This is a genomic window from Paracidovorax anthurii (assembly GCF_003269065.1).
In the GTDB taxonomy this organism is placed as follows: Bacteria; Pseudomonadota; Gammaproteobacteria; order Burkholderiales; family Burkholderiaceae_C; genus Paracidovorax; species Paracidovorax anthurii.
In genome coordinates this window covers 161,352-186,445 of sequence record NZ_QLTA01000002.1, presented here as the reverse complement: position 1 = coordinate 186,445, position 25,094 = coordinate 161,352, and the positions used below count along the sequence as shown (strand labels likewise).

At 70.1% G+C, this 25,094-nt stretch carries 25 protein-coding genes; 12 read left to right on the top strand and 13 right to left on the bottom strand.

What is annotated here, in order from left to right; translation table 11 throughout:
- Positions 1-88: 88 nt before the first annotated feature.
- The 3 genes from AX018_RS01940 to cysS form a co-directional block, all read right to left on the bottom strand.
- Positions 89-1,063, bottom strand: a complete 975-nt coding sequence (locus AX018_RS01940; RefSeq protein ID WP_111875627.1) for an acetyl-CoA carboxylase carboxyltransferase subunit alpha — start codon at positions 1,061-1,063, stop codon at positions 89-91.
- A gap of 67 nt (positions 1,064-1,130) precedes the next feature.
- The gene (locus AX018_RS01935; RefSeq protein ID WP_111875626.1) at positions 1,131-1,790 is read right to left on the bottom strand and encodes a DNA-3-methyladenine glycosylase family protein; all 660 of its coding nucleotides are present in this window, start codon (positions 1,788-1,790) and stop codon (positions 1,131-1,133) included.
- Positions 1,791-1,850: 60 nt separating this feature from the next.
- On the bottom strand, positions 1,851-3,230 hold the full coding sequence (cysS, locus tag AX018_RS01930) for a cysteine--tRNA ligase (protein WP_111875625.1): 1,380 nt from the start codon (positions 3,228-3,230) through the stop codon (positions 1,851-1,853).
- A gap of 224 nt (positions 3,231-3,454) precedes the next feature.
- Here cysS and AX018_RS01925 point away from each other — a divergent pair, with 224 nt between their 5' ends.
- From AX018_RS01925 to AX018_RS01900, 6 genes are all read left to right on the top strand, one after another.
- Positions 3,455-4,549 carry a L,D-transpeptidase Cds6 family protein gene (locus AX018_RS01925; RefSeq protein ID WP_111875624.1) on the top strand — a complete coding sequence of 365 codons (1,095 nt, stop codon included), beginning with the start codon at positions 3,455-3,457 and terminating at the stop codon, positions 4,547-4,549.
- Positions 4,550-4,678: 129 nt separating this feature from the next.
- A complete protein-coding gene (locus AX018_RS01920) occupies positions 4,679-5,989 on the top strand; it encodes a L,D-transpeptidase family protein (RefSeq protein ID WP_111875623.1) in 1,311 nt (436 codons plus the stop codon).
- Positions 5,986-6,579, top strand: coding sequence for a peptidylprolyl isomerase (locus AX018_RS01915; RefSeq protein ID WP_111875622.1), 594 nt, complete (start codon positions 5,986-5,988; stop codon positions 6,577-6,579). Before AX018_RS01920 ends, AX018_RS01915 begins: the two co-directional genes overlap by 4 nt.
- Positions 6,580-6,655: 76 nt before the next feature.
- Positions 6,656-7,162, top strand: coding sequence for a peptidylprolyl isomerase (locus tag AX018_RS01910; RefSeq protein ID WP_111875621.1), 507 nt, complete (start codon positions 6,656-6,658; stop codon positions 7,160-7,162).
- Between the two features lie 25 nt (positions 7,163-7,187).
- Positions 7,188-8,072 carry a UDP-2,3-diacylglucosamine diphosphatase gene (locus AX018_RS01905; protein ID WP_111875620.1) on the top strand — a complete coding sequence of 295 codons (885 nt, stop codon included), beginning with the start codon at positions 7,188-7,190 and terminating at the stop codon, positions 8,070-8,072.
- 179 nt (positions 8,073-8,251) lie between these two features.
- Positions 8,252-9,109: a M90 family metallopeptidase gene (locus AX018_RS01900; RefSeq protein ID WP_111875619.1), complete on the top strand. Its 858-nt coding sequence runs from the start codon at positions 8,252-8,254 to the stop codon at positions 9,107-9,109.
- A gap of 804 nt (positions 9,110-9,913) precedes the next feature.
- Here the strand turns inward: AX018_RS01900 and mdeB are convergent.
- Positions 9,914-12,586, bottom strand: a complete 2,673-nt coding sequence (gene mdeB, locus AX018_RS01895) for an alpha-ketoglutarate dehydrogenase (RefSeq protein ID WP_111875618.1) — start codon at positions 12,584-12,586, stop codon at positions 9,914-9,916.
- 105 nt (positions 12,587-12,691) lie between these two features.
- Here mdeB and AX018_RS01890 point away from each other — a divergent pair, with 105 nt between their 5' ends.
- The gene (locus AX018_RS01890) at positions 12,692-13,165 is read left to right on the top strand and encodes an Lrp/AsnC family transcriptional regulator (RefSeq protein WP_111875617.1); all 474 of its coding nucleotides are present in this window, start codon (positions 12,692-12,694) and stop codon (positions 13,163-13,165) included.
- Between the two features lie 21 nt (positions 13,166-13,186).
- Here the strand turns inward: AX018_RS01890 and hmuQ are convergent, their stop codons facing one another.
- From hmuQ to AX018_RS01845, 9 genes are all read right to left on the bottom strand, one after another.
- Positions 13,187-13,495, bottom strand: a complete 309-nt coding sequence (gene hmuQ, locus AX018_RS01885; protein ID WP_111875616.1) for a heme-degrading protein HmuQ — start codon at positions 13,493-13,495, stop codon at positions 13,187-13,189.
- 81 nt (positions 13,496-13,576) lie between these two features.
- Positions 13,577-14,578, bottom strand: a complete 1,002-nt coding sequence (locus tag AX018_RS01880) for a DUF3014 domain-containing protein (protein WP_111875615.1) — start codon at positions 14,576-14,578, stop codon at positions 13,577-13,579.
- Between the two features lie 178 nt (positions 14,579-14,756).
- Positions 14,757-15,776 (bottom strand): YopJ family acetyltransferase, encoded by a 1,020-nt coding sequence (locus AX018_RS01875; RefSeq protein ID WP_111875614.1) that lies wholly within the window; start codon positions 15,774-15,776, stop codon positions 14,757-14,759.
- A gap of 209 nt (positions 15,777-15,985) precedes the next feature.
- On the bottom strand, positions 15,986-16,678 hold the full coding sequence (locus tag AX018_RS01870) for an alpha/beta hydrolase (RefSeq protein ID WP_111875613.1): 693 nt from the start codon (positions 16,676-16,678) through the stop codon (positions 15,986-15,988).
- A 69-nt stretch (positions 16,679-16,747) separates the two neighbouring features.
- Positions 16,748-17,602, bottom strand: coding sequence for a DODA-type extradiol aromatic ring-opening family dioxygenase (locus AX018_RS01865; protein WP_111875612.1), 855 nt, complete (start codon positions 17,600-17,602; stop codon positions 16,748-16,750).
- A gap of 144 nt (positions 17,603-17,746) precedes the next feature.
- The gene (arfB, locus tag AX018_RS01860; RefSeq protein ID WP_111875611.1) at positions 17,747-18,154 is read right to left on the bottom strand and encodes an alternative ribosome rescue aminoacyl-tRNA hydrolase ArfB; all 408 of its coding nucleotides are present in this window, start codon (positions 18,152-18,154) and stop codon (positions 17,747-17,749) included.
- A 3-nt stretch (positions 18,155-18,157) separates the two neighbouring features.
- The gene (locus AX018_RS01855; protein WP_245951394.1) at positions 18,158-19,018 is read right to left on the bottom strand and encodes an alpha/beta fold hydrolase; all 861 of its coding nucleotides are present in this window, start codon (positions 19,016-19,018) and stop codon (positions 18,158-18,160) included.
- Between the two features lie 53 nt (positions 19,019-19,071).
- Positions 19,072-19,524 (bottom strand): type II 3-dehydroquinate dehydratase, encoded by a 453-nt coding sequence (aroQ, locus tag AX018_RS01850; RefSeq protein ID WP_111875610.1) that lies wholly within the window; start codon positions 19,522-19,524, stop codon positions 19,072-19,074.
- 133 nt (positions 19,525-19,657) lie between these two features.
- Positions 19,658-20,029 (bottom strand): hypothetical protein, encoded by a 372-nt coding sequence (locus AX018_RS01845; protein ID WP_111875609.1) that lies wholly within the window; start codon positions 20,027-20,029, stop codon positions 19,658-19,660.
- Between the two features lie 182 nt (positions 20,030-20,211).
- Here AX018_RS01845 and AX018_RS01840 point away from each other — a divergent pair, with 182 nt between their 5' ends.
- The 5 genes from AX018_RS01840 to AX018_RS01820 all read left to right on the top strand — a co-directional run bounded on the left by AX018_RS01840 (position 20,212) and on the right by AX018_RS01820 (position 25,094).
- Positions 20,212-22,026, top strand: a complete 1,815-nt coding sequence (locus AX018_RS01840) for a glutamine--tRNA ligase/YqeY domain fusion protein (protein ID WP_111875608.1) — start codon at positions 20,212-20,214, stop codon at positions 22,024-22,026.
- 272 nt (positions 22,027-22,298) lie between these two features.
- Complete coding sequence (locus AX018_RS01835; protein WP_111875607.1) at positions 22,299-23,318, top strand: lipase family protein; 1,020 nt, start codon at positions 22,299-22,301, stop codon at positions 23,316-23,318.
- A 24-nt stretch (positions 23,319-23,342) separates the two neighbouring features.
- Entirely contained in the window at positions 23,343-24,227 is an 885-nt protein-coding gene (locus tag AX018_RS01830) for an acetoacetate decarboxylase family protein (protein ID WP_111875606.1), read from the top strand.
- Positions 24,224-24,715, top strand: coding sequence for a hypothetical protein (locus AX018_RS01825; RefSeq protein ID WP_111875675.1), 492 nt, complete (start codon positions 24,224-24,226; stop codon positions 24,713-24,715). The genes AX018_RS01830 and AX018_RS01825 overlap by 4 nt, the downstream gene beginning before the upstream one ends.
- A gap of 1 nt (position 24,716) precedes the next feature.
- The gene (locus AX018_RS01820) at positions 24,717-25,094 is read left to right on the top strand and encodes a hypothetical protein (protein ID WP_111875605.1); all 378 of its coding nucleotides are present in this window, start codon (positions 24,717-24,719) and stop codon (positions 25,092-25,094) included.

Genomic DNA, 25,094 nt, shown 5'->3' with positions numbered 1-25,094 from the left:
GGGCGATGGCGGCGGGCCCCGGAAAACGAAAACGGCCCCGAAGGGCCGTGCACCGCGCGGGCGGAACGGGCTGCTGCCGGCGCGCGGCTCAGCGCTCCGCGCGCGTGTCGTTGAAACGGCCATAGCTCTGCAGGCGCTCGTAGCGGCGCTCCAGCAGGTCCTTGGGCTTGAGGTCGGCCAGCTGGCGGTGGGCATCGCCCAGGGCGCGCTTGAGGAAGGCCGCCATCTGCTTGGGGTCGCGGTGGGCGCCGCCCACGGGCTCGCTCACGATCTTGTCCACGAGGCCCAGGGCCTTGAGGCGGTGCGCCGTGATGCCCATGGCGTCGGCCGCGTCCTGGGCCTTGTCGCTGGTCTTCCAGAGGATGGAGGCGCAGCCCTCGGGGCTGATGACGGAATAGATGGAGTACTGCAGCATGACCACCTGGTCGGCCACGCTGATGGCCAGCGCGCCGCCGGAGCCGCCCTCGCCGATCACGGTGGTGATGATCGGCACTTCGAGCTGCGCCATCTCGAAGATGTTGCGGCCGATGGCCTCGGACTGGCCGCGCTCCTCGGCGTCGATGCCGGGGTACGCGCCGGGCGTGTCCACGAAGGTGAAGACGGGCAGCTTGAACTTCTCGGCCGTCTTCATGAGGCGCAGGGCCTTGCGGTAGCCCTCGGGGCGGCTCATGCCGAAGTTGCGCGCGGCGCGCTCCTTGGTGTCGCGGCCCTTCTGGTGGCCCAGGACCATGCAGGCATGGCCGTTGAAGCGCGCGAGGCCGCCGACGATGGAGAGGTCATCCGCGAAATGCCGGTCGCCGTGCATCTCGACGAAGTCGGTGAAGATCTCGCGCACGTAGTCGAGGGTGTAGGGCCGCTCGGGATGCCGCGCGATCTTGGTGATCTGCCAGGGCGTCAGCTCGCCGTAGATGTCTTTCGTGAGCTGCAGGCTCTTCTTGCTGAGCTGGTCGATCTCTTCGGAGATGTCCACCGCGCTCTCGGTCTGCACGTAGCGCAGCTCTTCGATCTTGGACTCCAGCTCCGCGATGGGCTGCTCGAAGTCCAGAAAAGTCTTTTTCGCCAATTGTTTTCTCCTTGGGCTGTATGCCTGTGCAGGTCCTGCGCGCGATGGGACGGGGCCATCCGCCCGGTCAATAGTCCACCGGCAGGGGGGCGAGCGACCGCCAAATATACCAACTCGCCACGCTGCACCACGGCTTCCAGGCCTCGGCGACCTCGCGGGCATCGCTGCGGCTGACCGGATCGCCCGAGAAGTAGTGCTGGCTGATGCCCTGCAGCAGGGTGGCGTCGTCCAGCGGCAGCACGTTGGGGCGCGCCAGGTGGAAGATGAGGAACATGTCGGCCGTCCAGCGGCCGATGCCGCGGATGGCGACCAGCTCGGCAGCGATGGCCTCGTCGTCCATGGCGTCCCAGTCCTTGACGTGCAGGCGGCCGGAATCGAAGTGCAGCGCGAGGTCCACGAGGTAATCGACCTTGCGCGCGGACAGGCCGGCGGCGCGCATGTCGTCCACCTTGAGCCGGAGCACGGCGGCCGGCGTCATGCTGCGCGGCAGCGCGGCGAAGCGGTCCCAGACCTTCTGCGCGGAGGCCACTGACACCTGCTGGCCGACGATGCTGCGCGCGAGCGTGGTGAACGCGTCGCCGCGCGCGGCCAGCGCCACGTCGCCCAGCTCGGGGATGAGGCGCTTCATGACGCGGTCTTTCTTGACCAGGTGGCGGCAGGCGTCCGCCCAGTAGCCGGGGGCGGCGGACGGCGTGGCCGTCCCCGCGGTTTTCTTGGAGGGGGCCACGGGCTTATTCCGCCTGCACGAGGAACTGGGGACGGTGCGGGAGATGGAAGCGGTGCGTCGTCACTGCGCGGCCTCCCAGGTCGTTCCGGCGGGGGAATCCTTGAGCACGATGCCCTGCGCGAGCAGGTCGTTGCGGATGCGGTCGGCCTCGGCGAAGTCGCGGGCCGCCTTGGCCGCCGCGCGCGCGGCGATGCGCTCGGCGATCGCGGCTTCGTCCAGGCGGGCGCCCGCCTTCAGGAAGGCCTGGGGATCGCCCTGCAGCAGCCCCAGGCAGCCGCCCAGAGCACGGAGCAGGCCCGCCGCGCGCGCGGACCGCGTGCGGTTCACCTCGCCCGCGAGGTCGAAGAGCACGGCGATGGCCTCGGGCGTGCCGAAGTCCTCGTCCATGGCCGCCTTGAAGCGCGCGGCGTGCGGGTCGGCCCAGTCGATGGCGCCGACGGCCTCGGGCGCCGCCAGCGCGAGCGCGGTGTAGAGGCGCTTGAGCGCGGCGCGCGCGTCCTGCAGGTGGACGTCGCTGTAGTTGAGCGGGCTGCGGTAGTGGGTGCGCACGATGAAGAAGCGCACGGTCTCGGCGTCGTACTGCGCCAGCACCTCGCGGATCGTGAAGAAGTTGCCGAGCGACTTGCTCATCTTCTCGTTGTCCACGCGCACGAAGCCGTTGTGCATCCAGAAGCGCGCCAGGGTCTTGCCCGTGGCGCCCTCGCTCTGGGCGATCTCGTTTTCGTGGTGCGGGAACTGCAGGTCGGCGCCGCCGCCGTGGATGTCGAAGCTCTCGCCCAGCGTGGCGCAGCTCATGGCCGAGCACTCGATGTGCCAGCCGGGCCGGCCCTTGCCGAACGGGCTGTCCCACTGCGCCTCGGGCGGCTCCTCGGGCTTGGCGGCCTTCCAGAGCACGAAGTCGAGCGGGTCGTCCTTGCCGTCCTGCACGGCCACGCGCTCGCCGGCGCGCAGCTCGTCGAGCGACTTGCCCGAGAGCTTGCCGTAGCCCTGGAACCTGCGCACGGCGTAGTTCACGTCGCCGCTGCCCGCGCGGTAGGCCAGGCCCTTGCCCTCCAGCGTGCCGATGAGCGAGAGCATCTGCGGCACGTATTCGGTGGCGCGCGGCTCCACCGTGGGCGGCTCGATGGCCAGCGCGCCGATGTCCTGGTGCATCGCCACGGTCATCTCGTCGGTGAGCTGGCGGATGGTGATGCCGCGCTCCACGGCGCGCTTGATGATCTTGTCGTCGATGTCGGTGATGTTGCGCACGTAGGTCACGCGCAGGCCGCTGCACCGCAGCCAGCGCTGCACCACGTCGAAGGCCATCATCATGCGCGCGTGGCCGATGTGGCAGAGGTCGTAGATGGTCATGCCGCAGACGTACATGCGGACGTGACCAGGCTCCAGCGGGGAAAAATCTTCCAGCGCACGCGACAGCGTGTTGTAGATGCGCAAACTCATGGAATGTCGGTGAAGAGGGGTGATCGGGTGCAGCCGGCGCACCCTTTCGGGGGAGGTCCGGCGCCGGGCGGCGCCTGGCGGGCGGGGACGTGCGCGGCGGACGCGCGGCACGGGAATCAGGAGCGGCAACAACGCACCGGCATGACAAAACCCCTCGGCTACAATCCGCCGCAGTATAAGGCCCGTTACCGCTAGACACCTTCACACTCCTGCAGCCACCGCCCATGACGCACGCCCGCCGCCCAATTCCCCATCTCCTGCGACTGCTCGTGCTGTCGGCCTTGCTGGGGGCGCCGCTGGCCCACGCGGACGATTACGCGGACATCACCCAGCTGCTGAAGGCCGGCAAGCCGGCGGACGCGCTCGCCAAGGCCGACCAGCGCCTCGCGGCCAATCCGCGCGATCCGCAACTGCGCTTCCTGCGCGGCGTGGCGCAGGCCGATTCGGGCAAGCAGGCCGACGCGGTGTCCACGTTCACCAAGCTCACCGAAGACTACCCCGAGCTGCCCGAGCCCTACAACAACCTCGCGGTGCTCTACGCCAACCAGAACCAGCTCGACAAGGCGCGCACCGCGCTCGAGATGGCGATCCGCACCAACCCGAGCTACGCCACCGCCCACGAGAATCTGGGCGACATCTACGCCAAGCTCGCGAGCCAGGCCTACAACAAGGCCCTGCAGCTCGATGCCTCCAATGCCAGCACCGTGCGGCCCAAGCTGGCGCTGATCCGCGACCTGTTCTCCGGCGATGCCGGCAAGGCCGTGCCGTCGAAGTCCACCACGCCGGTGGCGGCCGCGCCGGCCCCCGCCACGGCACGCGCCCCCGCGCCCTCGCCCGCCCCGGCGCCGTCCCGCGCCGCCGCGCCGGCACCCGCTCCCACGCCGGCCCCGGCTCCAGCCCCTGCCGCCGCGCCCGCGGCCTCCCCGGCTCCGGCCCCCGCGGCCGCACCCGCGCCGGCTCCGGCCGCCGCCGGCAGCAGCGCCGAGAAGGACGTGGCCGCCGCGGTGCGCGCCTGGGCCAATGCCTGGGAAGGCCAGGACATGCACAGCTACTTGGGCGCCTACGACCCGAGCTTCGCGCCGGCCGGCAAGCAGAGCCGCGACGCCTGGGAGAAAGAGCGCCGCGACCGCATCGTGGGCCGCGCCAAGATCAACGTCACCGTGCACGACCTGCGCATCACCGTCAAGGACGGCAAGGCCCAGGCGCGCTTCCGCCAGGGCTACAGCTCGGGCTCCTACAGCGTGAACAGCCGCAAGACCCTCGATCTGGTCCAGAGCGGCGGCCGCTGGCTCATCGTTCGCGAATCCACCGGCGGCTGATGGCGGCGCGGCGGGCATTGCCATTCCTCTCGCAAGCGCCATGCGCTGGCGGCGGCCGCGCGTGGCCGCGGCCCGGCGCGTCGCGCCCGGAACCGGCCCCCCCAAGGCCCACCCTCCGCTGAGCCACGCATGCACGTGGCGACCCCTTTCCGGAGCCGCGCCATCGCGGCGGCGGCGGCACTGTCGGTGCTCGTCGCCACGCTGCCGCAGGCCGCGCTCGCGCAGGGCGAGAAGGACCGGGCCGTGGCCCGCGCCAAGCGCTCGCATGCCAAGCCCGCGGCCCGGGCGCAGCAGGCGCCGCTGCGCGACGGCCAGGCCGAGCAGCGCCTCATGGAGGTCTATCGCCTGACCGGCGAGGGCCGCAGCCGCGAGGCGCTCGCCAAGGTCGAGAGCCTGGTGCGCGACTACCCCCATTTCCAGCTCGCGCAGCTCACGCTGGGCGACCTGCTCTCGGCGCGCGCGCGGCCCGTGCGCCAGCTCGGCGACGTGCCGGCGGGCCAGGGCGACGCGCCCCAGCCGCCCTCGCCCACCGCGGCCGAAGTGCTGGCCGAGCTGCGCGCCGAATCGCGCCAGCGCGCCGACGCGCTGCGCGTGCGGCCCGGCGCGCGCGCCATTCCCGCGCAGTTCCTCGAACTCTCGCCGCGCTCGCGCCATGCGATCGCGGTGGACGCCTCGCGCTCGCGGCTCTACCTGTTCCAGAACACCGAGCAGGGCCTGGAGCTGATCGCCGACTACTACGCCTCCGTGGGCAAGCTCGGCATCGAGAAGGCCGTGGAGGGCGACCAGCGCACGCCGCTGGGCGTGTACTTCATCACCAGCCGGCTCGACCCCGCCACGCTCAAGGATTTCTACGGCGCGGGCGCGCTGCCCATCAACTACCCCAACCCGCTGGACCTGAGCCGGGGCAAGACGGGCAGCGGCATCTGGCTGCACGGCACGCCGTCCGAGCAGTTCTCGCGCGCGCCGCTGTCCACCGACGGCTGCCTCGCGCTCGCCAACCCCGACCTGGAGCGCATCCTGCGCACGGTGGAGCCGCGTTCCACGCCCGTGGTGATCGCCCGGCAATTGCAGTGGGTGCAGCCCCAGGCCGTGCAGGGCGAGCGCCGCCAGTTCGAGGCCGTGCTCGACGCCTGGCGCGCCGCCAAGTCCCGGGGCGACTCGCAGCGCCTGCTATCGTTCTACGCGCCCGGCTTCCAGAGCTACGGCAAGATGCCGCTGGCCGACTACGCCAAGGGCCTGGAGGCCGAATCCCGCGCGCTGCGCGGCCGCAACCTGCACCTCAAGGACCGCTCGCTGCTGCGCTGGACGGATGCCTCCGACACCATGGTGGTAACGTTCGGCGAAGTCGCCGAAGGCGCCCGCACCGGCCCCGTCAAGCGCCAGTACTGGATGCGCAAGGGCCAGCAATGGCAGATCTTTTTCGAAGGAGTGATTGGATGATGACGACGTTTTCCAGACGACATGCCACCCTGGCCCTGGCCGGCCTCGCGTTCGCGGCACTGACCTCCGCGGCCTCCGCGCAGACCGCCGCGGCCGCGCCGAAGGTCAAGCTGGCGACCTCCCTGGGCGACATCGTCGTGCAGCTCGACCCGGCCAAGGCGCCCAAGACGGTCGAGAACTTCCTGCAGTACGTGAAGGACAAGCACTACGACGGCACGATCTTCCACCGCGTGATGGACGGCTTCATGATCCAGGGCGGCGGCTTCACGCCCGACATGCAGCAAAAGCCCACGCGCCCGCCGATCCCGCTGGAGGCCAAGAACGGCCTCAAGAACGATGCCTACACCATCGCCATGGCCCGCACCGGCAACCCGGACTCGGCCACCTCGCAGTTCTTCATCAACGTGAAGGACAACATCGCCCTCAACGCCCCCAACCCGGACGGCCACGGCTATGCCGTGTTCGGCAAGGTGGTGAGCGGCACCGACGTCGTGGACAAGATCAAGGCGGTGGCCACGGGCAACCGCGGCATGCACCAGAACGTGCCCGCGACCCCCGTGGTGATCAACTCCGCCACCGTGGTCCAGTGACCCGCTGATCCGCCCGGCCGCGCGGCCCCTTCCCCTGCCCGCGGCACCTCCCCGTTTTTTCCCGCAAGGAACCCCCATGAGCAATCCCCAAGTCGAACTCCACATCGCCGGCCACGGCGTGATCCTCGTCGAACTCGATGCCGAGAAGGCGCCCAAGTCCGCCGAGAACTTCCTCGCCTACGTGAAGAAGGGCCACTACGACAACACCATCTTCCACCGCGTGATCCCCGGCTTCATGATCCAGGGCGGCGGCTTCGAGCCCGGCATGAACCAGAAGGGCACCGACGCGCCCATCGACAACGAGGCGCAGAACGGCCTGAAGAACGACAAATACACCCTGGCCATGGCCCGCACCAGCGATCCGCACTCGGCCACGGCGCAGTTCTTCATCAACGTGGCCGACAACGGCTTCCTGAACCACACCGCGCCCTCGGCCCAGGGCTGGGGCTATGCCGTGTTCGGCAAGGTGGTGCAGGGCACCGAGATCGTGGAGGCGATCAAGGGCGTGAAGACCGGCCGCAAGGGCTTCCACGACGACGTGCCCAAGGACGACGTCGTGATCGAGAAGGCCGTCGCGCTGTAAGCCGCGCGGGCGCCTTCCCCACACCATGACCCCGGCCGTGCCCCGGTTCGAGGAGCTTGCCGCTCCTGCGGACTGGCGCGCGGTCGATTTCATTTCCGACCTGCACCTGCAGGCCGAGGAGCCCGCCACCTTCGAGGCCTGGCGGCGCTACATGGAGCGCACCCGCGCCGACGCGCTCTTCATCCTGGGCGACCTGTTCGAGGTCTGGGTGGGCGACGACTGCCTGGACGACGCGGGCGGCTTCGAGGCCCGCTGCTGCGAGGTGCTGCGCGCCACCGCGCGGCGCATGCCGGTGCACTACCTGCACGGCAACCGCGACTTCCTGGCGGGCGAGCGCTTCCTCGCGCACTGCGGGCTGCGCGGCCTGCACGAGCCCACGGTGCTCGCCTTCGGCCCCGGGGCCCGCCAGCGCTTCGTGCTGAGCCACGGCGACCTGCTCTGCCTGGACGACGTGGCCTACCAGCGCTTCCGCGCCGAGGCACGCGGCGCCGCGTGGCAGGCGCGCTTCCTCGCCCAGCCGCTCGCCGTGCGCCGCGAACAGGCGCGCGCCATCCGCCTGCAGAGCGAGGCGAAGCGGCAACAGCAGCAGGCCGGCCCGGGCACGGGCGGCCCCGGCGCCACGGGGCTGGACGGCACGACGGACTACGACCGCCTCGACCTGGACACCGACGCCACCCGCGCCTGGCTCGCCGCCGCGCGGGCCGGCACGCTGATCCACGGCCACACCCACCGCCCCGCCGAGCACGCGCTGGGCCCGATCGATGGCGCGGAGCCCTCGGCCCCGGGGCGGCGCGTGGTGCTCAGCGACTGGGACGCCGCCGCCTCGCCGCCGCGCGCCGAGGTGCTGCGCCTCGCCCTGCGCGAAAGCAGCGCCCCGGCCTTGGAACGGCGGCCGGCCGCCCTCAGCTAACGCCCAGGCGGCTCCCGAGGCGGCCGCGCCCCGGCCCCCGCCGCGAACAAAGCCCCCGCCCGCCGTCCCTTCCGGCCGTCCGCGGGCACACACACGGCAGGCAGGGCGCGCGCCACGGCGCCGCTCCATTTGTCCATCGATCGACCCGTCGTCTTCCACCCTTCTCTTTCCACCGCTCCATGCACGCCCCCTGGAAAAAGCTCTGGTCGCGGCTGCGCTCGCGCGTCGCGCCCGTGCCCGACATCCCCGCCACGCTCTGGCTGCAGACGCTGGAGCTCCACCGCTTCCTCGCCCGCCTGCCGCTGGAAGACCAGTCCAAGCTTCGCGCCCTCGCCGCCCTCTTCCTGCAGCGCAAGGAATTCACCGGCGCCCACGGCCTGGAGGTGACCGACGCCATGGCCATCACCATCGCCGCCCAGGCCTGCCTGCCGCTGCTGCACTGGGGCGATCCGGCCGAGGCCCTCGCCTGGTACGACGACTTCGTGGGCATCGTCGTGCACCCCACCGACGCCGTGGCCCCGCGCCAGAGCGTGGACGAGGCCGGCGTGGTGCGCGACTACACCGAGGTGCTGATGGGCGAGGCCATGGAGCACGGCCCCGTGATGCTGAGCTGGGAGGCCGTGCAGGGCGCGGGCCGCGCGCGGCACCCCGGCGGCGGCCCGGGCGGCGGCCTGAGCGGTACCGGCGCGGGCACGAGCGTGGTGATCCACGAGTTCGTGCACAAGCTGGACATGCGCAATGGCGGGGCGAACGGGTTTCCGCCGCTGCCGGCGGGTTTCATGGGGGCCGCCACGGCCCGCGCGGCGCGCGAGGCCTGGGCGGGGGCGTGGGAGCCGGCGTACGAGGCGTTCCGGGAGAAGGTGATCGTGGCGGAGCGCTTCGGGGGGGAGTGGCCGTGGCTGGATGCGTATGGGGCGACCGCGCCGGCGGAGTTTTTCGCGGTGGCGTGTGAGGCGTATTTTGTGGAGAGGGAGAGGTTTGGGGGGGAGTTTCCGGGGTTGGTGGGGGTGTTGGATGCTTTCTTCTTGAGGGATTGAGGTTCTTTTTTGGGGGGTGTCGGTGGTTTTGCTGGGTTCTTTGCTATTGTTTTTGTAGTTGCTGTTTAGTTAAGTTCCGGGGCCGGGTCTCGGCCCGGCGGCCGAGGTACTTTTCTTTGCTTCGCCAAAGAAAAGTACCCAAAAGAAAGGCGACCCTGCTGTCTGCGACCCCTTCGCTGCGCTACGGGGCAACCTGGGGTGCTCGGTCACGGGGTGCGCCGTGGAACTCGCTACGCGCTGCGCGCTTCGCTCGGACAACCCCGGCGAGCTAGACAACGAAGCGGGTGTGTCCTGCGGCACACCCGCCACCCCGCGCCCTGCGCGCCCCAGGCGCATCCAGAAGGGCGGGGAGCACACGGGCCATCGCTGCGCTCGGCCCCCGGTGCGCGAGCGCTGCGCGCCGCGCACCAGGCCGAGCGAAGCGACGGCCCGTATGGATGGAGGGCCGAGCAACGCGATGGCCCGTGTGGCAGCCTCCCTTCTGGATGCGCCGAGGAGCACAGGGCGCGGGGCGCGCGGGCGTGCCGAAGGACACGCCCGCTTCGTGATCTGACTGGCTGCGGTTGTCCGAGCGGAGCGCGCCAGCGCGCAGCGAGTTCCGCAGCCGCGCCCCGCGACCGAGCACCGCAGGTTGCCCGCAGCGAAGCGGAGGGACGCAGACAGCAGGGTCGCCCTTTCTTTGGTTACTTTCTTTCGGCGAAGCGAAAGAAAGTGACTCGCCCGCCGGGCCGAGACCCGGCCCCGGAACTTAACCAACCAGCAACTACAAAAACAATAGCGAAGAACCCAACAAACACAACGACCTCACCCCAAAACCCTTCTAACCCCCTCCAAAACCCCCTCCACATCCACCCCAAAAAACCCCCTCAACGCCGCCCGCGTATCACTCCTCCCAAACCCATCCGTCCCCAAGGTCACATACCCCCTCCCCTCCGGCACATACGCCCGCACCGCCTCCGGCACCGCCCGCACATAGTCCGTCGCCGCCACCACCGGCCCCCGCGTGTCCGCAAGCACCTGGGCCACCCACGGCACGGCCCCCTCCCGCCGCTCGCACGCCATCCCGTCCCGCGCCAGCTCGCTCCAGCTCGTCACGCTGACCACCGTGGCATCGACGCCCTCGGCCGCCAGCCGGCGGGCGGCCGCGATCACCTCGGTGAGGATCGCGCCGGAGCCCATCAAGGTCACGGCCGGGCGCTCCGGGGCCCCCGGGGCGGGTTTTGAGGGTGTTTTGGGCTCCACGTCGCCGGATTCATTGGCGATGTAGCTATTGAAAACATAGCAACCCCGCAGTACGCCTTCGCGCGCCGATTCAGGCAGGTCAGGCTGGGCGTAGCTCTCGTTCATGAGGGTGACGTAGTAGAAGACGTCCTTCTGCTCCACCAGCATCTCGCGCATGCCGGCGTCGAGGATCACGGCCAGTTCGCCCGCGTGGGCCGGGTCGTAGGCCTTGCAGTTGGGGATGGTGGCGGCCACGAGGTGGCTGGAGCCGTCCTGGTGCTGCAGGCCCTCGCCGCCGAGCGTGGTGCGGCCCGAGGTGGCGCCCAGCAGGAAGCCCCGCGCGCGCTGGTCGGCCGCCGCCCAGATGGCGTCGCCCACGCGCTGGAAGCCGAACATGGAGTAGTAGATGTAGAACGGCAGCATCGCCAGGCCGTGCACGCTGTAGCTGGTGGCGGCGGCGGTCCAGCTCGCGATGGCGCCGGCCTCGCTGATGCCCTCCTCCAGGATCTGGCCGTCCAGCGCCTCGCGGTAGGAGAGCACCGAGCCGATGTCCTCGGGCGCGTAGCGCTGGCCCACGCTGCTGTAGATGCCCACCTGCTTGAAGAGGTTGGCCATGCCGAAGGTGCGCGCCTCGTCGGCCACGATGGGCACGATGCGCGGGCCCAGGGCCCCGTCCTTCAGCAGCGCGCCCAGCATGCGCACGAAGGCCATGGTGGTGCTCATCTCCTTGCCCGCGGCCTGCAGCGCGAACTGCGCATACTGGTCCACGGCGGGTACGGGCACCACGTCGCAGGCCGTGTCGCGGCGCGGCAGGGCGCCGCCCAGGGCCGCGCGGCGCGCGCGCAGGTACTGCATCTCGGGGCTGTCCTCGGCGGGCCGGTGGAAGGCCAGGCCCGTGGCCTGCGCGTCGGTGAGCGGCAGGTTGAAGCGGTTGCGGAATCCGATCAGGTCGGCGTCGTCGAGCTTCTTCTGGCTGTGCGTGGTCATCTTGCCCTGCCCCGCCGTGCCCATGCCGTAGCCCTTCTTGGTGTGGGCCAGGATCACCGTGGGCTGGCCCCGGTGCGCGGCCGCCGCGGCGTAGGCGGCGTGGATCTTCACGAGGTCGTGGCCGCCGCGCTTCAGGCGGTCGATCTGCTCGTCGGTCATGCCCTGGGCGAGCGCGGCCAGCCCGGGGCTCTGGCCGAAGAAGTGGTCGCGGTTGAAGCGCCCGTCCTTGGCGGCGAAGGTCTGCATCTGCCCGTCCACCGTCTCGCCCAGGGTGCGCGCGAGCACGCCGCCGGGGTCGCGCGCGAAGAGGCCGTCCCAGTCGCTGCCCCAGAGCAGCTTGACCACGTTCCAGCCCGCGCCGGCGAAGAGGCGCTCCAGCTCATCGACGATGCGCCCGTTGCCGCGCACCGGGCCGTCGAGCCGCTGCAGGTTGCAGTTGACCACCCAGACGAGGTTGTCCAGCCCCTCGCGCGCGGCGAGCGTGAGCGCGCTCATGCTCTCGGGCTCGTCCATCTCGCCGTCGCCGAACACGCCCCACACCTTGCGGCCCACGCAGTCGAGCAGGCCGCGGTGCGTGAGATAGCGCATGAAGCGCGCGTGGTAGATGCTGCTGATGGGCCCGATGCCCATCGAGCCCGTGGGGAACTGCCAGAAATCGGGCATCAGCCACGGATGCGGGTAGCTGGAGAGCCCCTGCGCGCCCACGCCGGGCGCGGTGATTTCCTGGCGATAGTGCTGCAGGTCGTGCTCGGTTAGCCGGCCTTCGAGGAAGGCGCGCGCATACACGCCCGGCGCGCTGTGCGGCTGGAAGAAGACCAGGTCGCCCCGGTGCTGGCCCGGCCCTGTGCCCTCGCGCGCATGGAAGAAGTGGTTGAAGCCGGTCTCGAACAGGTCGGCGGCGCTCGCGTAGCTCGCGATGTGGCCGCCCAGCTCGCCATAGGCCTGGTTGGCGCGCACCACCATCGCGAGCGCGTTCCAGCGCATGAGCGAGGCCAGCCGCTCCTCGATGGCGAGGTCGCCCGGGAAGGCGGGCTGCGCCTCCACCGCCACGGTGTTCACGTAGGGCGTGTTGAGCGTGGGCTGCCAGCCCGTGCGCTGCTGGCGCGCGAGCCGCGCGAGTTCGTCCAGCACGAAGCGCGCGCGTTCGGGGCCCTGCGCGGCCAGCAGGGCCAGGAAGGCATCGCGCCATTCGGCGGTTTCCTGCGGATCGGCATCGGGCGTGGAGGCGGCCTGCGGGGCCAGGGCATGGAGCGGCGTCGGAGCGTTCATGCCTTGGCACTCTAGCGGGCACGGCCCGGCATGGGCAGCTTTTGCGTATCGGTATCGACCCCAGAATGCAGCACATCGTGCCGCCAGTTTCATAAACTGCGGCACATGAAGCTCGACACCACCGATCTGCGCATCCTGGCCGAACTGCAGGCCGACGGCTCGCTCTCCAACGTGGAGCTGGCGCGCCGCGTGCATCTCTCGCCCTCGCCCTGCCTCGCGCGCGTGAAGGCGCTGGAGACGGCGGGCGTGATCGCGCGCTACGCGGCCCTGGCCAACGCGGCGGCGCTGGGCCTGGGGCTGAACGTGTTCATCAGCATCAGCCTCAAATCGCAGGCCAAGGAGGCGCTGGCGCAGTTCGAGCGCCGCATCGCCGAGCACGAGGAGGTGATGGAGTGCTACCTGATGAGCGGCGACTCCGACTACCTGATCCGCGTGGCCGTGGCCGACATCGGCGCGCTGGAGCGCTTCATCCTGGAGCAGCTCACGCCCATCCCGGGCATCGAGAAGATCCGCTCCAGCTTCGCGCTCAAGCAGGTGCGCTACAAGACCGCCCTGCCCCTGCCGGGCGCGCCGGGCTGAACGCGCGGCGGGCCATGCCGCTCAAAGCGCGGCGTCGAACAACTCCAGTTGCGGCGGGCCCAGGTACAGATCGCGCGTCTGGCCCGCGCCCGCGTGCGCGGCGCGGAAGGCCTCCGAGCGCGTCCAGTCCTCGAAATGCGCGCGCGACTCCCAGACGGTGTGCGAGGCGAACAGCGTGCGCTCGGCCGTGGTGTCGCCGCGCAGCAGGTGGAACGACCGGAAGCCCGGCACCCCGGCCAGATGGCTGTCACGCCGGCGCCAGACCTCGACGAATTCATTCTCGCGGCCGGGGGCGATGCGGAAGCGGTTCATGGCGACGAACAGGGACATGGTCTCGGGTCTTTCTTTCGGTTGCGTTCCGGGAATGGATGGAAGAGCGATAAGCCGGCGCCTCAGAACGTGTTCACGATCTCAGGGCGCCGGGGCGTGCGCCATGCCGGCGGACGCCCCCGGGGCCGCGCCGCTGGCCGCCCGCGCGGGCATCTCGCCCGTGGCGATCCGCCGGCGCAGGTCGGCCAGTACGACCTTCACGCGGCGGGCATGCTCGGGGCCCAGGCGCAGCATGGCCTTCTGCCCGCTGGAGAGGGCCTGCAGGTGCGGGTCGGCGAATTCGTAGCGCACCCAGGGGCGCGTGGAGGGCACCTCCCCCTGCACACGGGTGAGCCGCACGCGCAGCGGCCCGGCCGGCTCGGGGGTCTGCAGCAGGTGGCCCAGCACGGCCACCAGCCGGTCGTTGAAGTAGCCCTTCGGATAGCCCAGATCCATGTAGGCCTGCTGGAACAGCGGGTAGAACTGCCGGTACAGCGCCACCGCGCGGTCGCGGGGCACGGCCTCGGCCAGGACCACCAGGGCCTCGTAGCGCGCCGCGTTGGCCGGGGCGATGGCGGCCTGCAGCGGGGCGCCGCCCTCGCCGGAGTCGTCCAGGGCCTCCTCCCGCGATGCGGCCGCATCCGCCTGCACCAGGAAATGCCCTGGCACCGGCTGCACCGGCCACAGCCGCGACGGCGCCTGCGCGCGCGGCAGGTTGTCCACGGTCACGACGATGCGGCGCACGAAGCTGTCCATGCGCAGCCTGTCGGCCACGCTGCGTGCGCCCAGCCATTCGGCCAGCGCGTGCTCGAACACGGCATCGGAGCCGTCCAGCGAAGGCAGGGCCGCAGAATCGTCCTCGGGCGGCGCCACAGGGTGCTGCGGCCAAGCCACGGGCGCGGGGGTCGCAGCCGGGGCCCGGGCAGACGGCGCCTGCGCCACGGGCGGCTGCGGCGCCTGCTCGCCCAGCGGCAGCCATCCGAACCACCACGCGGCCCCGGCCGCCGCCAGGACCGCGGCGCCGGCGGCCACCCAGGGCAGCGGCGAGGCCCTGGAGGAAATGGAGGAAGGCGGACGGAAGTCCAGCAGATCACGGTCGGGCATGCGGAATCTTTCACGAAATAGCGGAACTGGCGTGCCATGCCCGCCCATATGCCGAGACAACCAAGGCATGCAGCACACCAGCAAACCTTATTGTGAAGGCCGACCACCGCCTATCCGTAAAAGCATGTGACGGCAAAACCACTGCGCGACTCCAGATCGACTCATCTGGATCGCGGTCCTACTCCTGGTGCGCAGCCAGCGTCTCGATCGTCTTTTTCAGGTAATCGTGCCGTTTGTAGTCGATGGATGTGCTCGTCGTCTTCTGGCCTCTCTCCGTGGAGCGCCGGTCCGTGAACCGCTCCTTTCGCGCTGCGAGGGTTTCCGGCTTCCCATCACTGTCTCGGCCCACCACTGCCTCTGCCAGTTCCGGCCGAACTTCGAGAGGGCGTGTCAGCGAGTGCGCATGCTTGAAGAAACTTGCGGGCAGAAGCTTTTGTCCATCGAGCACCTCGACCCCGTTGGGCAATCGATCTCTGCGCAAATTCGTCCCCAGCGGCACATCCTGTGCCAGCTTCTCGTGCCAGCCCTCCAGCAACCCGGCATCCTTGTGCATGCGGGAGGCGAAGCTCAGCCCAAACATCACGCAATCAGCGTCCGACTTCTGGGCTTCCGCGTCGATCACGACCACCCGGGCCTCCTGCATGCCGGGAACACTTCGCAGCTGATCGACAAACTCGGAATAGCTGTCGATGTTGTCACCCGCGCCCATCGTGGCTGTCTCCATGGCGATCACCGTCGGGGGCATGTCCGGCTTGACACGGACATCCACCACCGCGTGGTGCATTCCCTGGGGACGATTGTCGATGCGGAAGATTGCCCTGAACTGATGGTTTTGGCTGGTATCGAGGTTGCGCATTGCATCGACCAGCGACTCGGAACTGCCGTGATATGAAAGCTCCAGCCCTGGCTTGCGCAAATTCTGCGCCTGAACGATGGACCGGATGTTGGAAAGATCAGCCTTCAAGGTATCGGCATCAGGCTGCCTGCGTGCATGGATATCCACCCGGACCTTCCGCATTTCCGTATCCAGTGCAGCGAGCTTCTCGGACTGCGCGCGCACTCTGGGAGCGATTCCAGGACTGGAAAGGGCAGGCAACGAGCCCGAACGCTGGCCACGGGGCTCTTCGACCGGAGGGCTCGGCAGGGACACAGGCAGTTGGATGGAAATCTTGAGGCCGAGGCTGTTGATTTTGCGCATCGTGGGTCATCGCCATTGAAGGCAGCGGAAGGCGGGAATGCAAGCATGCTCAGACACCGGCCGGCGCTGCGCACCACGATGCACGAACGGGCATCAGCTTCTGCGAAACGGGACACGGACTTCCCGTCCATTCCATGCCCACCCATGGAAATACATGAATGCGACAGCCATGCGCAAAGCGCTTTCGGAGCGTCGCCCCCCGCGCCGCATCAGGCACGGTCCGGAGCACCCGCCTCCATCGCATGCGAAGGCCGCAAGCCGTTCAGCCAGCCCATGGCGTCCTGCAATTCAGCGGGACGGATCTCGTGCATGCCCGGGTACTCGCGGTACGTGAGGGACAGCGGCAGCGCGCGCGCATGGTCGCGGATGGCCTGCGCGCTGGCGAGCGGGATCACGTTGTCCTGCACGCCGTGGCTGACCCACAGCGACCGCCCGGCCAGGGCCCCCGGCGCCACGGCATGCGGCAGCACCTGGGGCAGCAGCCGGCTGTGCCAGACCATGGCGGCCTGCAGCAGATCGGGCCGCGTGAGCAGCAGCGACAGGGCCATGATGCCGCCCTGGCTGAAGCCGCCCACCACCACCCGCGCGGGCGGCACGCCCAGCTGCGCGGCGGCCGACTCCACCGCCCGCGCCAGCAGGCTGCGGCTGGCGGCTTCCTGCGCCTCGTGGATCGTGCGGCTGCCGTCGGGGTTGACCGCGAACTCGAACCACGCATGCGCGCCGGGCCCCATGGCATAGGGCGCGCGCAGGCTCAGCAGATGGAAATGCCCGGGCACGTGCGGCGCGAGCGCGAAGAGGTCTTTCTCGTTGCTGCCCACGCCGTGCATGAGCACGAGCAGCCAGGGTTGCGTGGTGCCCGGCGCGGCCGGGCGGTGGAGGAAGGTGAGTGGCAGATCAGGCATCGAAAGAGGACCGGGGGTAAGAGGCGAAGTTCATCGGTCCCGTTGGAGCACGCGGGGCCGAGCGGAGTTTCACACGGCGGCGTGCAGCGCGAAGGCATCCATGGCCAGGTTGCCATGCATCACCTCGCGGCTCAGGTACTGCGGCACGCGGTCGTCGCCCGCCGCCCCCAGCGCGAAGAAGAGCGGCAGGAAATGGTCGTCGCTGGGGTGGGCGCGCACGGCGTGCGGGGCCTGGCGGCGGTAGTCCAGCAGCGCGTCCAGGTCGCCGCGCTGCAGCGCGGACTCGATCCAGCGGCTGAACTCGACCACGTAGGGCAGTGCCTCGCGCGCGCCCCCGAAGAACTCGGAGAGGTTGTGCGTCATGCTGCCCGAGCCCATCACCAGCACGCCCTGCCCGCGCAGGCCGCGCAGCGCGGCGCCCATGGCATGCACCTGCTCCGGCCCCGCCCCGGCGGGCAGCGCGACCTGCACCACGGGCAGGTCGGCCTCCGGAAAGAGGTGCATCAGCGGCACCCATGCGCCGTGGTCGAACGGCCGCCGCGCGTCCCCCTGCGCGGGGATGCCCGCCTCCTGCAGCAGGGCCAGCACCTCGTGCGCCAGTGCCGGCGCGCCCGGTGCCGGGTATTGCAGTTCGTAGAGCGGCGGCGGGAAACCGCCGAAGTCGTGCCACGTGGCCGGCCGCTCGCCGGTCATCACCCAGGCGCCGCGCGCCATCCAGTGGGGCGACATCACCACCACGCCGCGCAGTTGCGGAAAGCGGCCGCGCAGCCCCTGCGCCCAGCGGGCGAGCGCCGGCCCGGTCTCACCGGGCGCCAGCGCAAAGAGAGGCGCGCCGTGCGAAACGAACAGCGCGGGCACGGCCGCATCCGCGGGCAGCGGGGTGGCGGTGGACGACGGGGAGGCAATCGATGGCAGGCCGGACATGGCGTGAAAACCCGTGGATGAACAAAGACGATGTGTCTGAATGTAGGAGCATGGGGCGGGCTTACCAAGGCCCGCGTGGGCGACACATCGTTCCATCCATCGCGCCAATCCTGCCCGTGGACCCTCTCGCCTCCAGCGCGAGATTCAGTCGCGCACCGCGCCGCGCAGCGCCTTCGTGCCGGAGCGCTGGCGCTTGGACTCCAGCCGCCGCTGCTGCGAGCCGCGCGTCGGCTTCGTGGCCCGCCGTGCGCGCGGCACCTGCGCGGCGCCGTCCACCAGCGCCTGCAGCCGCTGCAGCGCATCGGCACGGTTGGCCTCCTGCGTGCGGAACCGCTGGGCCTTGATGAGCACCACGCCCGCCTGCGTGATGCGCGCATCGCGCACCGCCAGCAGCCGCGCCTTGACGGCCTCCGGCAGCGACGAGGCCGGCACGTCGAAGCGCAGTTGCACCGCGCTCGACACCTTGTTCACGTTCTGCCCGCCGGGCCCCTGGGCGCGCAGCGCGGTGAACGCCACCTCGCGCTCGTCCACCCGGGGCGTGCCCGCGTCCATGGCTCAGGCCCCGTGCGCCAGGGCCGCGCGCAGGGCCTCGCCGAACGCCCCGGGCTGCTCGAACTGCACCCAGTGCCCCGCGCGCGGCACCAGCGCCAGCCCCCGGAAATCCGGCGCGGCGGCGCGAAAGGCCCCCTCCAGCGCGGCGATCCAGCCCTTGTAGAGCGCATCGTGCGCGCCATAGACGGCATGCACCGGGCAGCGCACACCAGGCAGCGCGCGGGCCAGGGCATCGGTGTGGGCGAGGCGGCGGCGCGGCATGCGGTCGCGCGCCACGTTCGCCACATGCACCTGCAGGGCCAGCCCCTCGATGAGGGCCGGGTCCGACAGCATCAGCTCCGCGAGGTTGTGGCGGTGCACGGTCCGCTGCGCCTGCGGCGTGGGCAGGTGCCGCCAGGCCTGGAGCGTGAAGAGCTGCCTGGGCACCACGCCCATCGCCGGCGCGCCCACCAGCACCAGCCGCCGCGCCAGCGCCGGCTCGGCCTGCAGCAGCAGTCCGGCCACCAGCCCGCCGAACGAAAACCCCACCAGATCGCAGGGCGCATCGCCCCACAGCGCCCGCATGCCCTCGGCCAGCGGCTGCACCAGCGCATCCGCGTCCGAGCCGCAGGGCGGCACGGCCGAGTCGCCGAAACCGGGCAGGTCGGGCACCCACACCGTGCGCCCCGAGGACACCAGGGCATCGATATTGCGCACCCAGTGCGTCCAGCTGCCGCTGCCGCCGTGCAGCAGCACCAGCGGCGCAGCCCCCTTGGCGGAGCCCCGCCACACGCGCCAGACCATGGAGCCCGCGCCGCAGGGCGTGGCGAGCACCACCGAGCGAGCCGCCAGCGCGGCCACCTCGGGCGGGGCTTTGCCCGCCATGCCGATCGCCGTGGCCTGCGCCGCGGCGTCCGGGGGCGCCGCCCGGCAATCCGTCACCAGGACGCCACGCCGTCGATCGCCAGCGCGTAGCCGCGCACCCCGAAGCCGCACATCACGGCCCGCGCCGCGCTGGCGATATAGGAGTGGTGGCGGAAGCTTTCGCGGGCATGCACGTTGCTGATGTGCAACTCCACCAGCGGCACGCCCGTGCCCTTCACGGCATCGAGCAGCGCCACGCTGGTGTGGGTATAGGCCGCCGCGTTCAGCACCACGCCGGCCAGCTCGCCCGCCGCGTGCAGCCGCCCCGCCTCGTGGAGCCAGTCCACCAGATCGCCCTCGTGGTTGCTCTGGCGGAACTGCAGCGCCAGGCCGTGCCGGGCGCAGGCCTCGGCGCACAGCCGCTCCACGTCGGCCAGGGTCTGGGCGCCATACACCGCCGGCTCGCGCGTGCCGAGCAGGTTCAGGTTGGGGCCATTGAGGACGAAGACGGTACGGGGGGATGTCACGGGACGGTTACTCCAGATCCAGGGGCAGCGGCGAAAAACGCCGGATTATGCGGCCCCACGAAAAATGGCCCCGATCGGGGCCAGAGCAGCGTTCCGCGGAACGCCCCGCGCGGATGGCGGGGCGGGAAGGGTCTCAGCGCCAGTAGCCGCCGCGATGCCAATGCGGCCGACCATAGTAGCCATAGCCACCGCCATACACCACGGGCGGCGGCGGCGCATAGTAAATGGGCCGGGGGGCCACATAGGCCACGGGCGGGGCCGGGTAATAGACGGGTGCCGGGGGGTAGTACACGGGGGGCGGCGCATACACCGGTGGCGCGGCATACACCGGCGGTGCGGCATACACCACGCCCGGGCCGGAGCCGACCCCCAGTGCCACGCCGGGGGAATTGATGCCGATGGACCAGAACACGTCGCGCGCCTGCGCGGCGCCCGAGCCCGCCAGCAGCGCCAGCCCCACACCGGCCGTGGCCGCGATGGCAGCGAGAGAACGGCTTTTGGTCATGGAAATCTCCTTGTAAAGCGGGGGCCACGCTGCGAACGAAGCGCGGGACGCGCGGCCCGGTACGCCAACTAACGCACCACAGGCCCCAAAGGATGGCACAAAGGGCGAACGATCTTGTTTCCGGACGTAGCGACCTTTGTTGCAGAGGGTTACCACCAAGGGGTGCCGCCTAAAATGCGCCCATGAGTTCCCATGCCCCTTCCAGCTCCCCCGCAGAGACCGCCAAACCCAGCCATTTCCTGCGCCAGATCATCGAAGCCGACCTGGCCCAGGGCAAGCACGCGCAGGCCCGCTGGGCCGGCACCCCGGGCGATGCCGCCCACCACGCCGCCGGCCAGCCCGACCCGGCCAAGATCCGCACCCGCTTCCCGCCCGAGCCCAACGGCTACCTGCACATCGGCCACGCCAAGAGCATCTGCCTGAACTTCGGCCTCGCGCGCGACTACGGCGGCGTGTGCCACCTGCGCTTCGACGACACCAACCCCGAGAAGGAAGACCAGGAATACGTCGACAGCATCATCGACGCCGTGCGCTGGCTGGGCTTCGACTGGGCGCAGATCGGCCAGCCCCCCGGCAGCGCCGCGCCCTACCAGGCCAGCGACTACTTCGGCTTCATGTACCGCGCCGCCGAATACCTCGTCGAGGCCGGCCACGCCTACGTGGACGAGCAGACGCCCGAAGAGATGCGCGCCAACCGCGGCGACTTCGGCAAGCCCGGCGTGGACAGCCCCTTCCGCAGCCGCACCCCGGCCGAGAACCTCGCGCGCCTGCGCGAGATGAAGGCCGGCCAGCTGCCCGACGGCGCCGCCGTGCTGCGCGCGAAGATCGACATGGCATCGCCCAACATCAACCTGCGCGACCCGGCCATCTACCGCATCAAGCATGCCGAGCACCACAACACCGGCAACCAGTGGTGCATCTACCCGATGTACACCTTCGCGCACCCCATCGAGGACGCGCTGGAGCGCATCACCCACAGCATCTGCACGCTGGAGTTCGAAGACCAGCGCCCCTTCTACGACTGGCTGCTCGACCGGCTGGCCGAAGGCGGCCTCATCGCTACGCCGCAGCCGCGCCAGTACGAGTTCGCGCGGCTGAACCTCACCTATGTGGTCACCAGCAAGCGCAAGCTCAAGCACCTGGTGGACCAGGGCATCGTGAGCGGCTGGGACGACCCCCGCATGCCCACCATCGTCGGCCTGCGCCGCCGCGGCTACACGCCCGAGGCCCTGCAGCTCTTCTGCGAGCGCATCGGCGTGACCAAGGACTATTCCTGGATCGACTACGCCACGCTCGAAGGCTGCCTGCGCGAAGACCTGGAGAACCAGGCCCACCGCGGCATGGCCGTGCTCGACCCGGTCAAGCTCGTGCTGACCAACTGGGACGAGGTCTTCGGCGCCGGCCACCAGGAGCCCTGCCAGCTCCCTGCCCTGCCCCATCCGCCCGAAGGCACCGAGGCGCCCGTGCGCCACTTCACCCTGGGCAAGGAAGTGTGGATCGAGCGCGAAGACTTCGAGGAAACGCCCCCCAAGGGCTACAAGCGCCTGTTCCCCGGCAACAAGGTGCGCCTGAAGGGCGGCTACGTGATCGAATGCACCGGCTGCGAGAAGGATGCCGGCGGCCAGGTCACGCAGGTGCTCGCCACCGTGGTGCCCGACACCAAGAGCGGCACCCCCGGCGCCGACAGCGTGAAGGTGAAAGCCGCCATCACCTGGGTGGGCGCGGCCGACGGCGTGCAAGCCGAGGTGCGGCTGTACGACCGCCTGTTCACCGACGCCCAGCCGGACGCGGGGGGCAAGGATTTCCTGGCGCTGCTGAACCCGGACAGCCTGAAGGTGGTCACGGCCTACGTGGAGCCTTCGCTGGCGCAGGCGAAGCCCGACGAGAAGTTCCAGTTCGAGCGCTTCGGCTACTTCGTGGCGGACCGCAAGGACCATGCGGCGGGCAGGCCGGTGTTCAATCGGGTGACCGGGTTGAAGGATTCCTGGGGGAAGTAACGGGTCCGGTCGTCCGGCAGGAAAAGCCAGCAAGCCGAGGGGTTTGCTGGCTTTTTTGCTGAAAAGCCCTCCGCTTTTGGTCCATCGGCGACGCCCTCCGCCTGCTGCGAGAACCTGCATCCTGCGATCGCGGGAGAGAGGAAGGGAGACGCTCCGTGTCGGCCGCGCAACAAGCGTGACCACCGATTGACGGGTCCGTCTGGATGTCGCAACCTTCGCGCCCAGAGATACCCCGGATATCAAAGAAACGGCACGGGGCAAGGAGGGGGGGAATGGTAGACGAACGCGTCATCGAGTTCCGCGCGGGCGACGGCCGCGCGTGCAACCTGATCCACATCCGCGGGCCGCGCGAGCCGGACCGCGGTCCGGTGCTGCTGGTGCACGGCGCCGGCGTGCGCGCCAACATCTTTCGACCGCCCAACGACACGCATTTCGTCGATGCCCTGCTCGACCATGGCTACGACGTATGGCTGGAGAACTGGCGCGCCAGCATCGACCTGCCCCCGTGCGAATGGACGCTGGACGACGCCGCGCTGCACGACCATCCCGCGGCGGTGAACAAGGTGCTGGAGCTGACCGGCGCGCGCACACTCAAGGCCGTGGTGCACTGCCAGGGCTCCACCAGCTTCATGCTCTCCGCCGTGGCGGGACTGCTGCCGCAGGTCACCACCATCGTCTCCAACGCGGTGTCGCTGCACCCGCAGGTATCCTGGGTCTCGCACCGGAAGAGCCGCTACGCGGTGCCCCTCGTGGGCTGGATGACACCCTACCTCAATCCCCAGTGGGGCGACAGCGCGCAGGGCTTGGTGCCGCGCATGCTGCAGGGGCTGGTCAAGCTCACCCACCACGAATGCGCCAACGGCGTGTGCCGCTTTTCCAGCTTCACCTACGGCACCGGGTTCCCGGTGCTGTGGCGCCACGAGAACCTGAGCGACCGCACCCATGACTGGGTCCGCCAGGAATTCGCCAATGTGCCCCTGACCTTCTTCCGGCAGATGGCGCGCTGCCTGGACGCCGGCCACCTCGTGTCGCAATTGCCCGGCCTGCCGGCCGATCCGACCGCGGCGCCGCCGCGCACGGATGCGCGCATCGCCTTCATCGCCGGCGAGCTCAACGATTGCTTCCGGTGGCAAAGCCAGCAGGCCAGCTTCGACTGGTTCGAGCGCCACCACCCCAATCACCATTCGCTGCACGTGCTGGGGGGCTACGGCCACCTGGATGTGTTCATCGGCAAGAACGCCGGGCGTGACACCTTTCCGGTGTTGATCTCGGAACTGGACGCCCCGCACTGACTGTCCGGGGAGGGAGGAGAAGACATGGCGATTCCCGCCCGACAACGGCGCCTGGCCGGGCGCCACGCACTGGTCGACGGCATCCCGTTCACGATGCCGGTCAACTCGGAACAGTCACCGGCACTGATGGCGGTGTTCTCGATCGACGCCGATGCGGCCGCGCGGCTGCTGCCCGGCGGCGAGGTGCATCCGCTGCGCCTGTGGAAGCGCGCATTGCTGGTGCTGACCGTGATCCACTACAAGATCACCGACATCGGCGCCTACATCGAGTATTCGATCGCGATCGCCTGCACCCACGGCCGCAGGCCCGCACCGCGGCTGCTGCCCGGGCTGCTGATGAAGACCTTCGGCACCGGCCAGTACGTCTGGGACCTGCCGGTGTCCACCGAGGTGTCCGTCAAGGGCGGCAAGGGCATCTGGGGCATGCCCAAGCACCAGGCCAGCCTGGACTTCGTGGTCGGCGAACGCTGGGTGAGCAGCCAGTACGACCTCGACGGCCAGATGATGATGCGCGTGGACGTGCGCAAGCCCGCTTCGGCGTGGCTGCCGGTGAACATGGGCGCGGCCAATTACTGCGCCTTCCGCGGCATGCTGATGAAGTCCTACATCTACTTCCAGGGCAAGCTGGGTTTCTCGCTGTTCAAGCCGGGGGCGGCGCGCCTGCTGATCGGCGACCACCCGCGCATGGCGCCGCTGAAAACGCTGGACATCGACCCCGACCCGATCGCCGCGGGCTTCTTCCCCTCCACGGCCGGCGTACTGGACGACCACTTCGAGTGCTGGTTCCTGACCGAACAGCAGGTGCCCGCACAATCCATCCAGGGGCTGGAGACGACCTATCCGCTGGGCCAGTCGCAGCAATGGCTGGCGCCCCCCAACCGCCGGGCCGACTGGGAGGGCGCGCCATGAAGAGCCGGCTGCTGATGACCAACCACGTGCTCCTGCTGCTGTGCGCTTCCATGTACCTGGGAACGGGCGGCTCGCTGGTGCTGTTCTCCTTCCCCGTGGCGCCGCAGATGACGCCGGACAACTATTACCTGCAGTTCGTGCCGCAGGTGCAGGCAGCCACCGAGTTCTTCACCACCATGACCAAGCTGATGCTGGCCGCTGCGCTGGTCATGCTGTGGTCGGAATGGCGCCAGCCCACGCGCTGGGTGCCCATCGTGGTGCTGCTGGGCGTGCTGGCCGCCACGGGGCTCACGGTGAAGTGGATTTTCCCTCTCAATGCCGCCATGGCCGGCCACATCCAGGATGCCGGCGAACTGCACCGCGTGCTGGACGAATGGATGCAGCTCAACCGCATCCGGGTGGGCCTGTGGTCCGTGCAATGGGCGGCGCTGGCCTGGTTCTTCGCCCGCTGGGCCTACCGCAGCCGCTACTCGGCCCTGGGGCAATGACATGGACCTGCTGACACTGCAACGCCGCGCCGTCGCCGCCATTGCGGCCATCACCGTGCTGACCGGTGCCGCCCAGATGGCGGCGGGCGGGCCTCTGCTGGCGCTGATCTCCAACGCCCCTACCCCGCTGGGCGCCCACCTGTTCGCCACCGTCGGCATGTTCATGGTGCTGTTCGGCGGGGCCACGCTGCACGCGCAGCGCCAGCGCGAGGCCCTGCCCATCGTGCTGTTGTGGGGCGGCCTGCAGAAACTGCTGGCCGCCGCCCTGGTGGCCTGGGGCGTGGCACGCGGGGCCTTCGTCCCGCTGGCGCTGGCGGTGGCCGCCTTCGATTTCGCCAGCGGGCTGCTGTACTGGAGCCTGCGGCGCAAGGGGGGATGA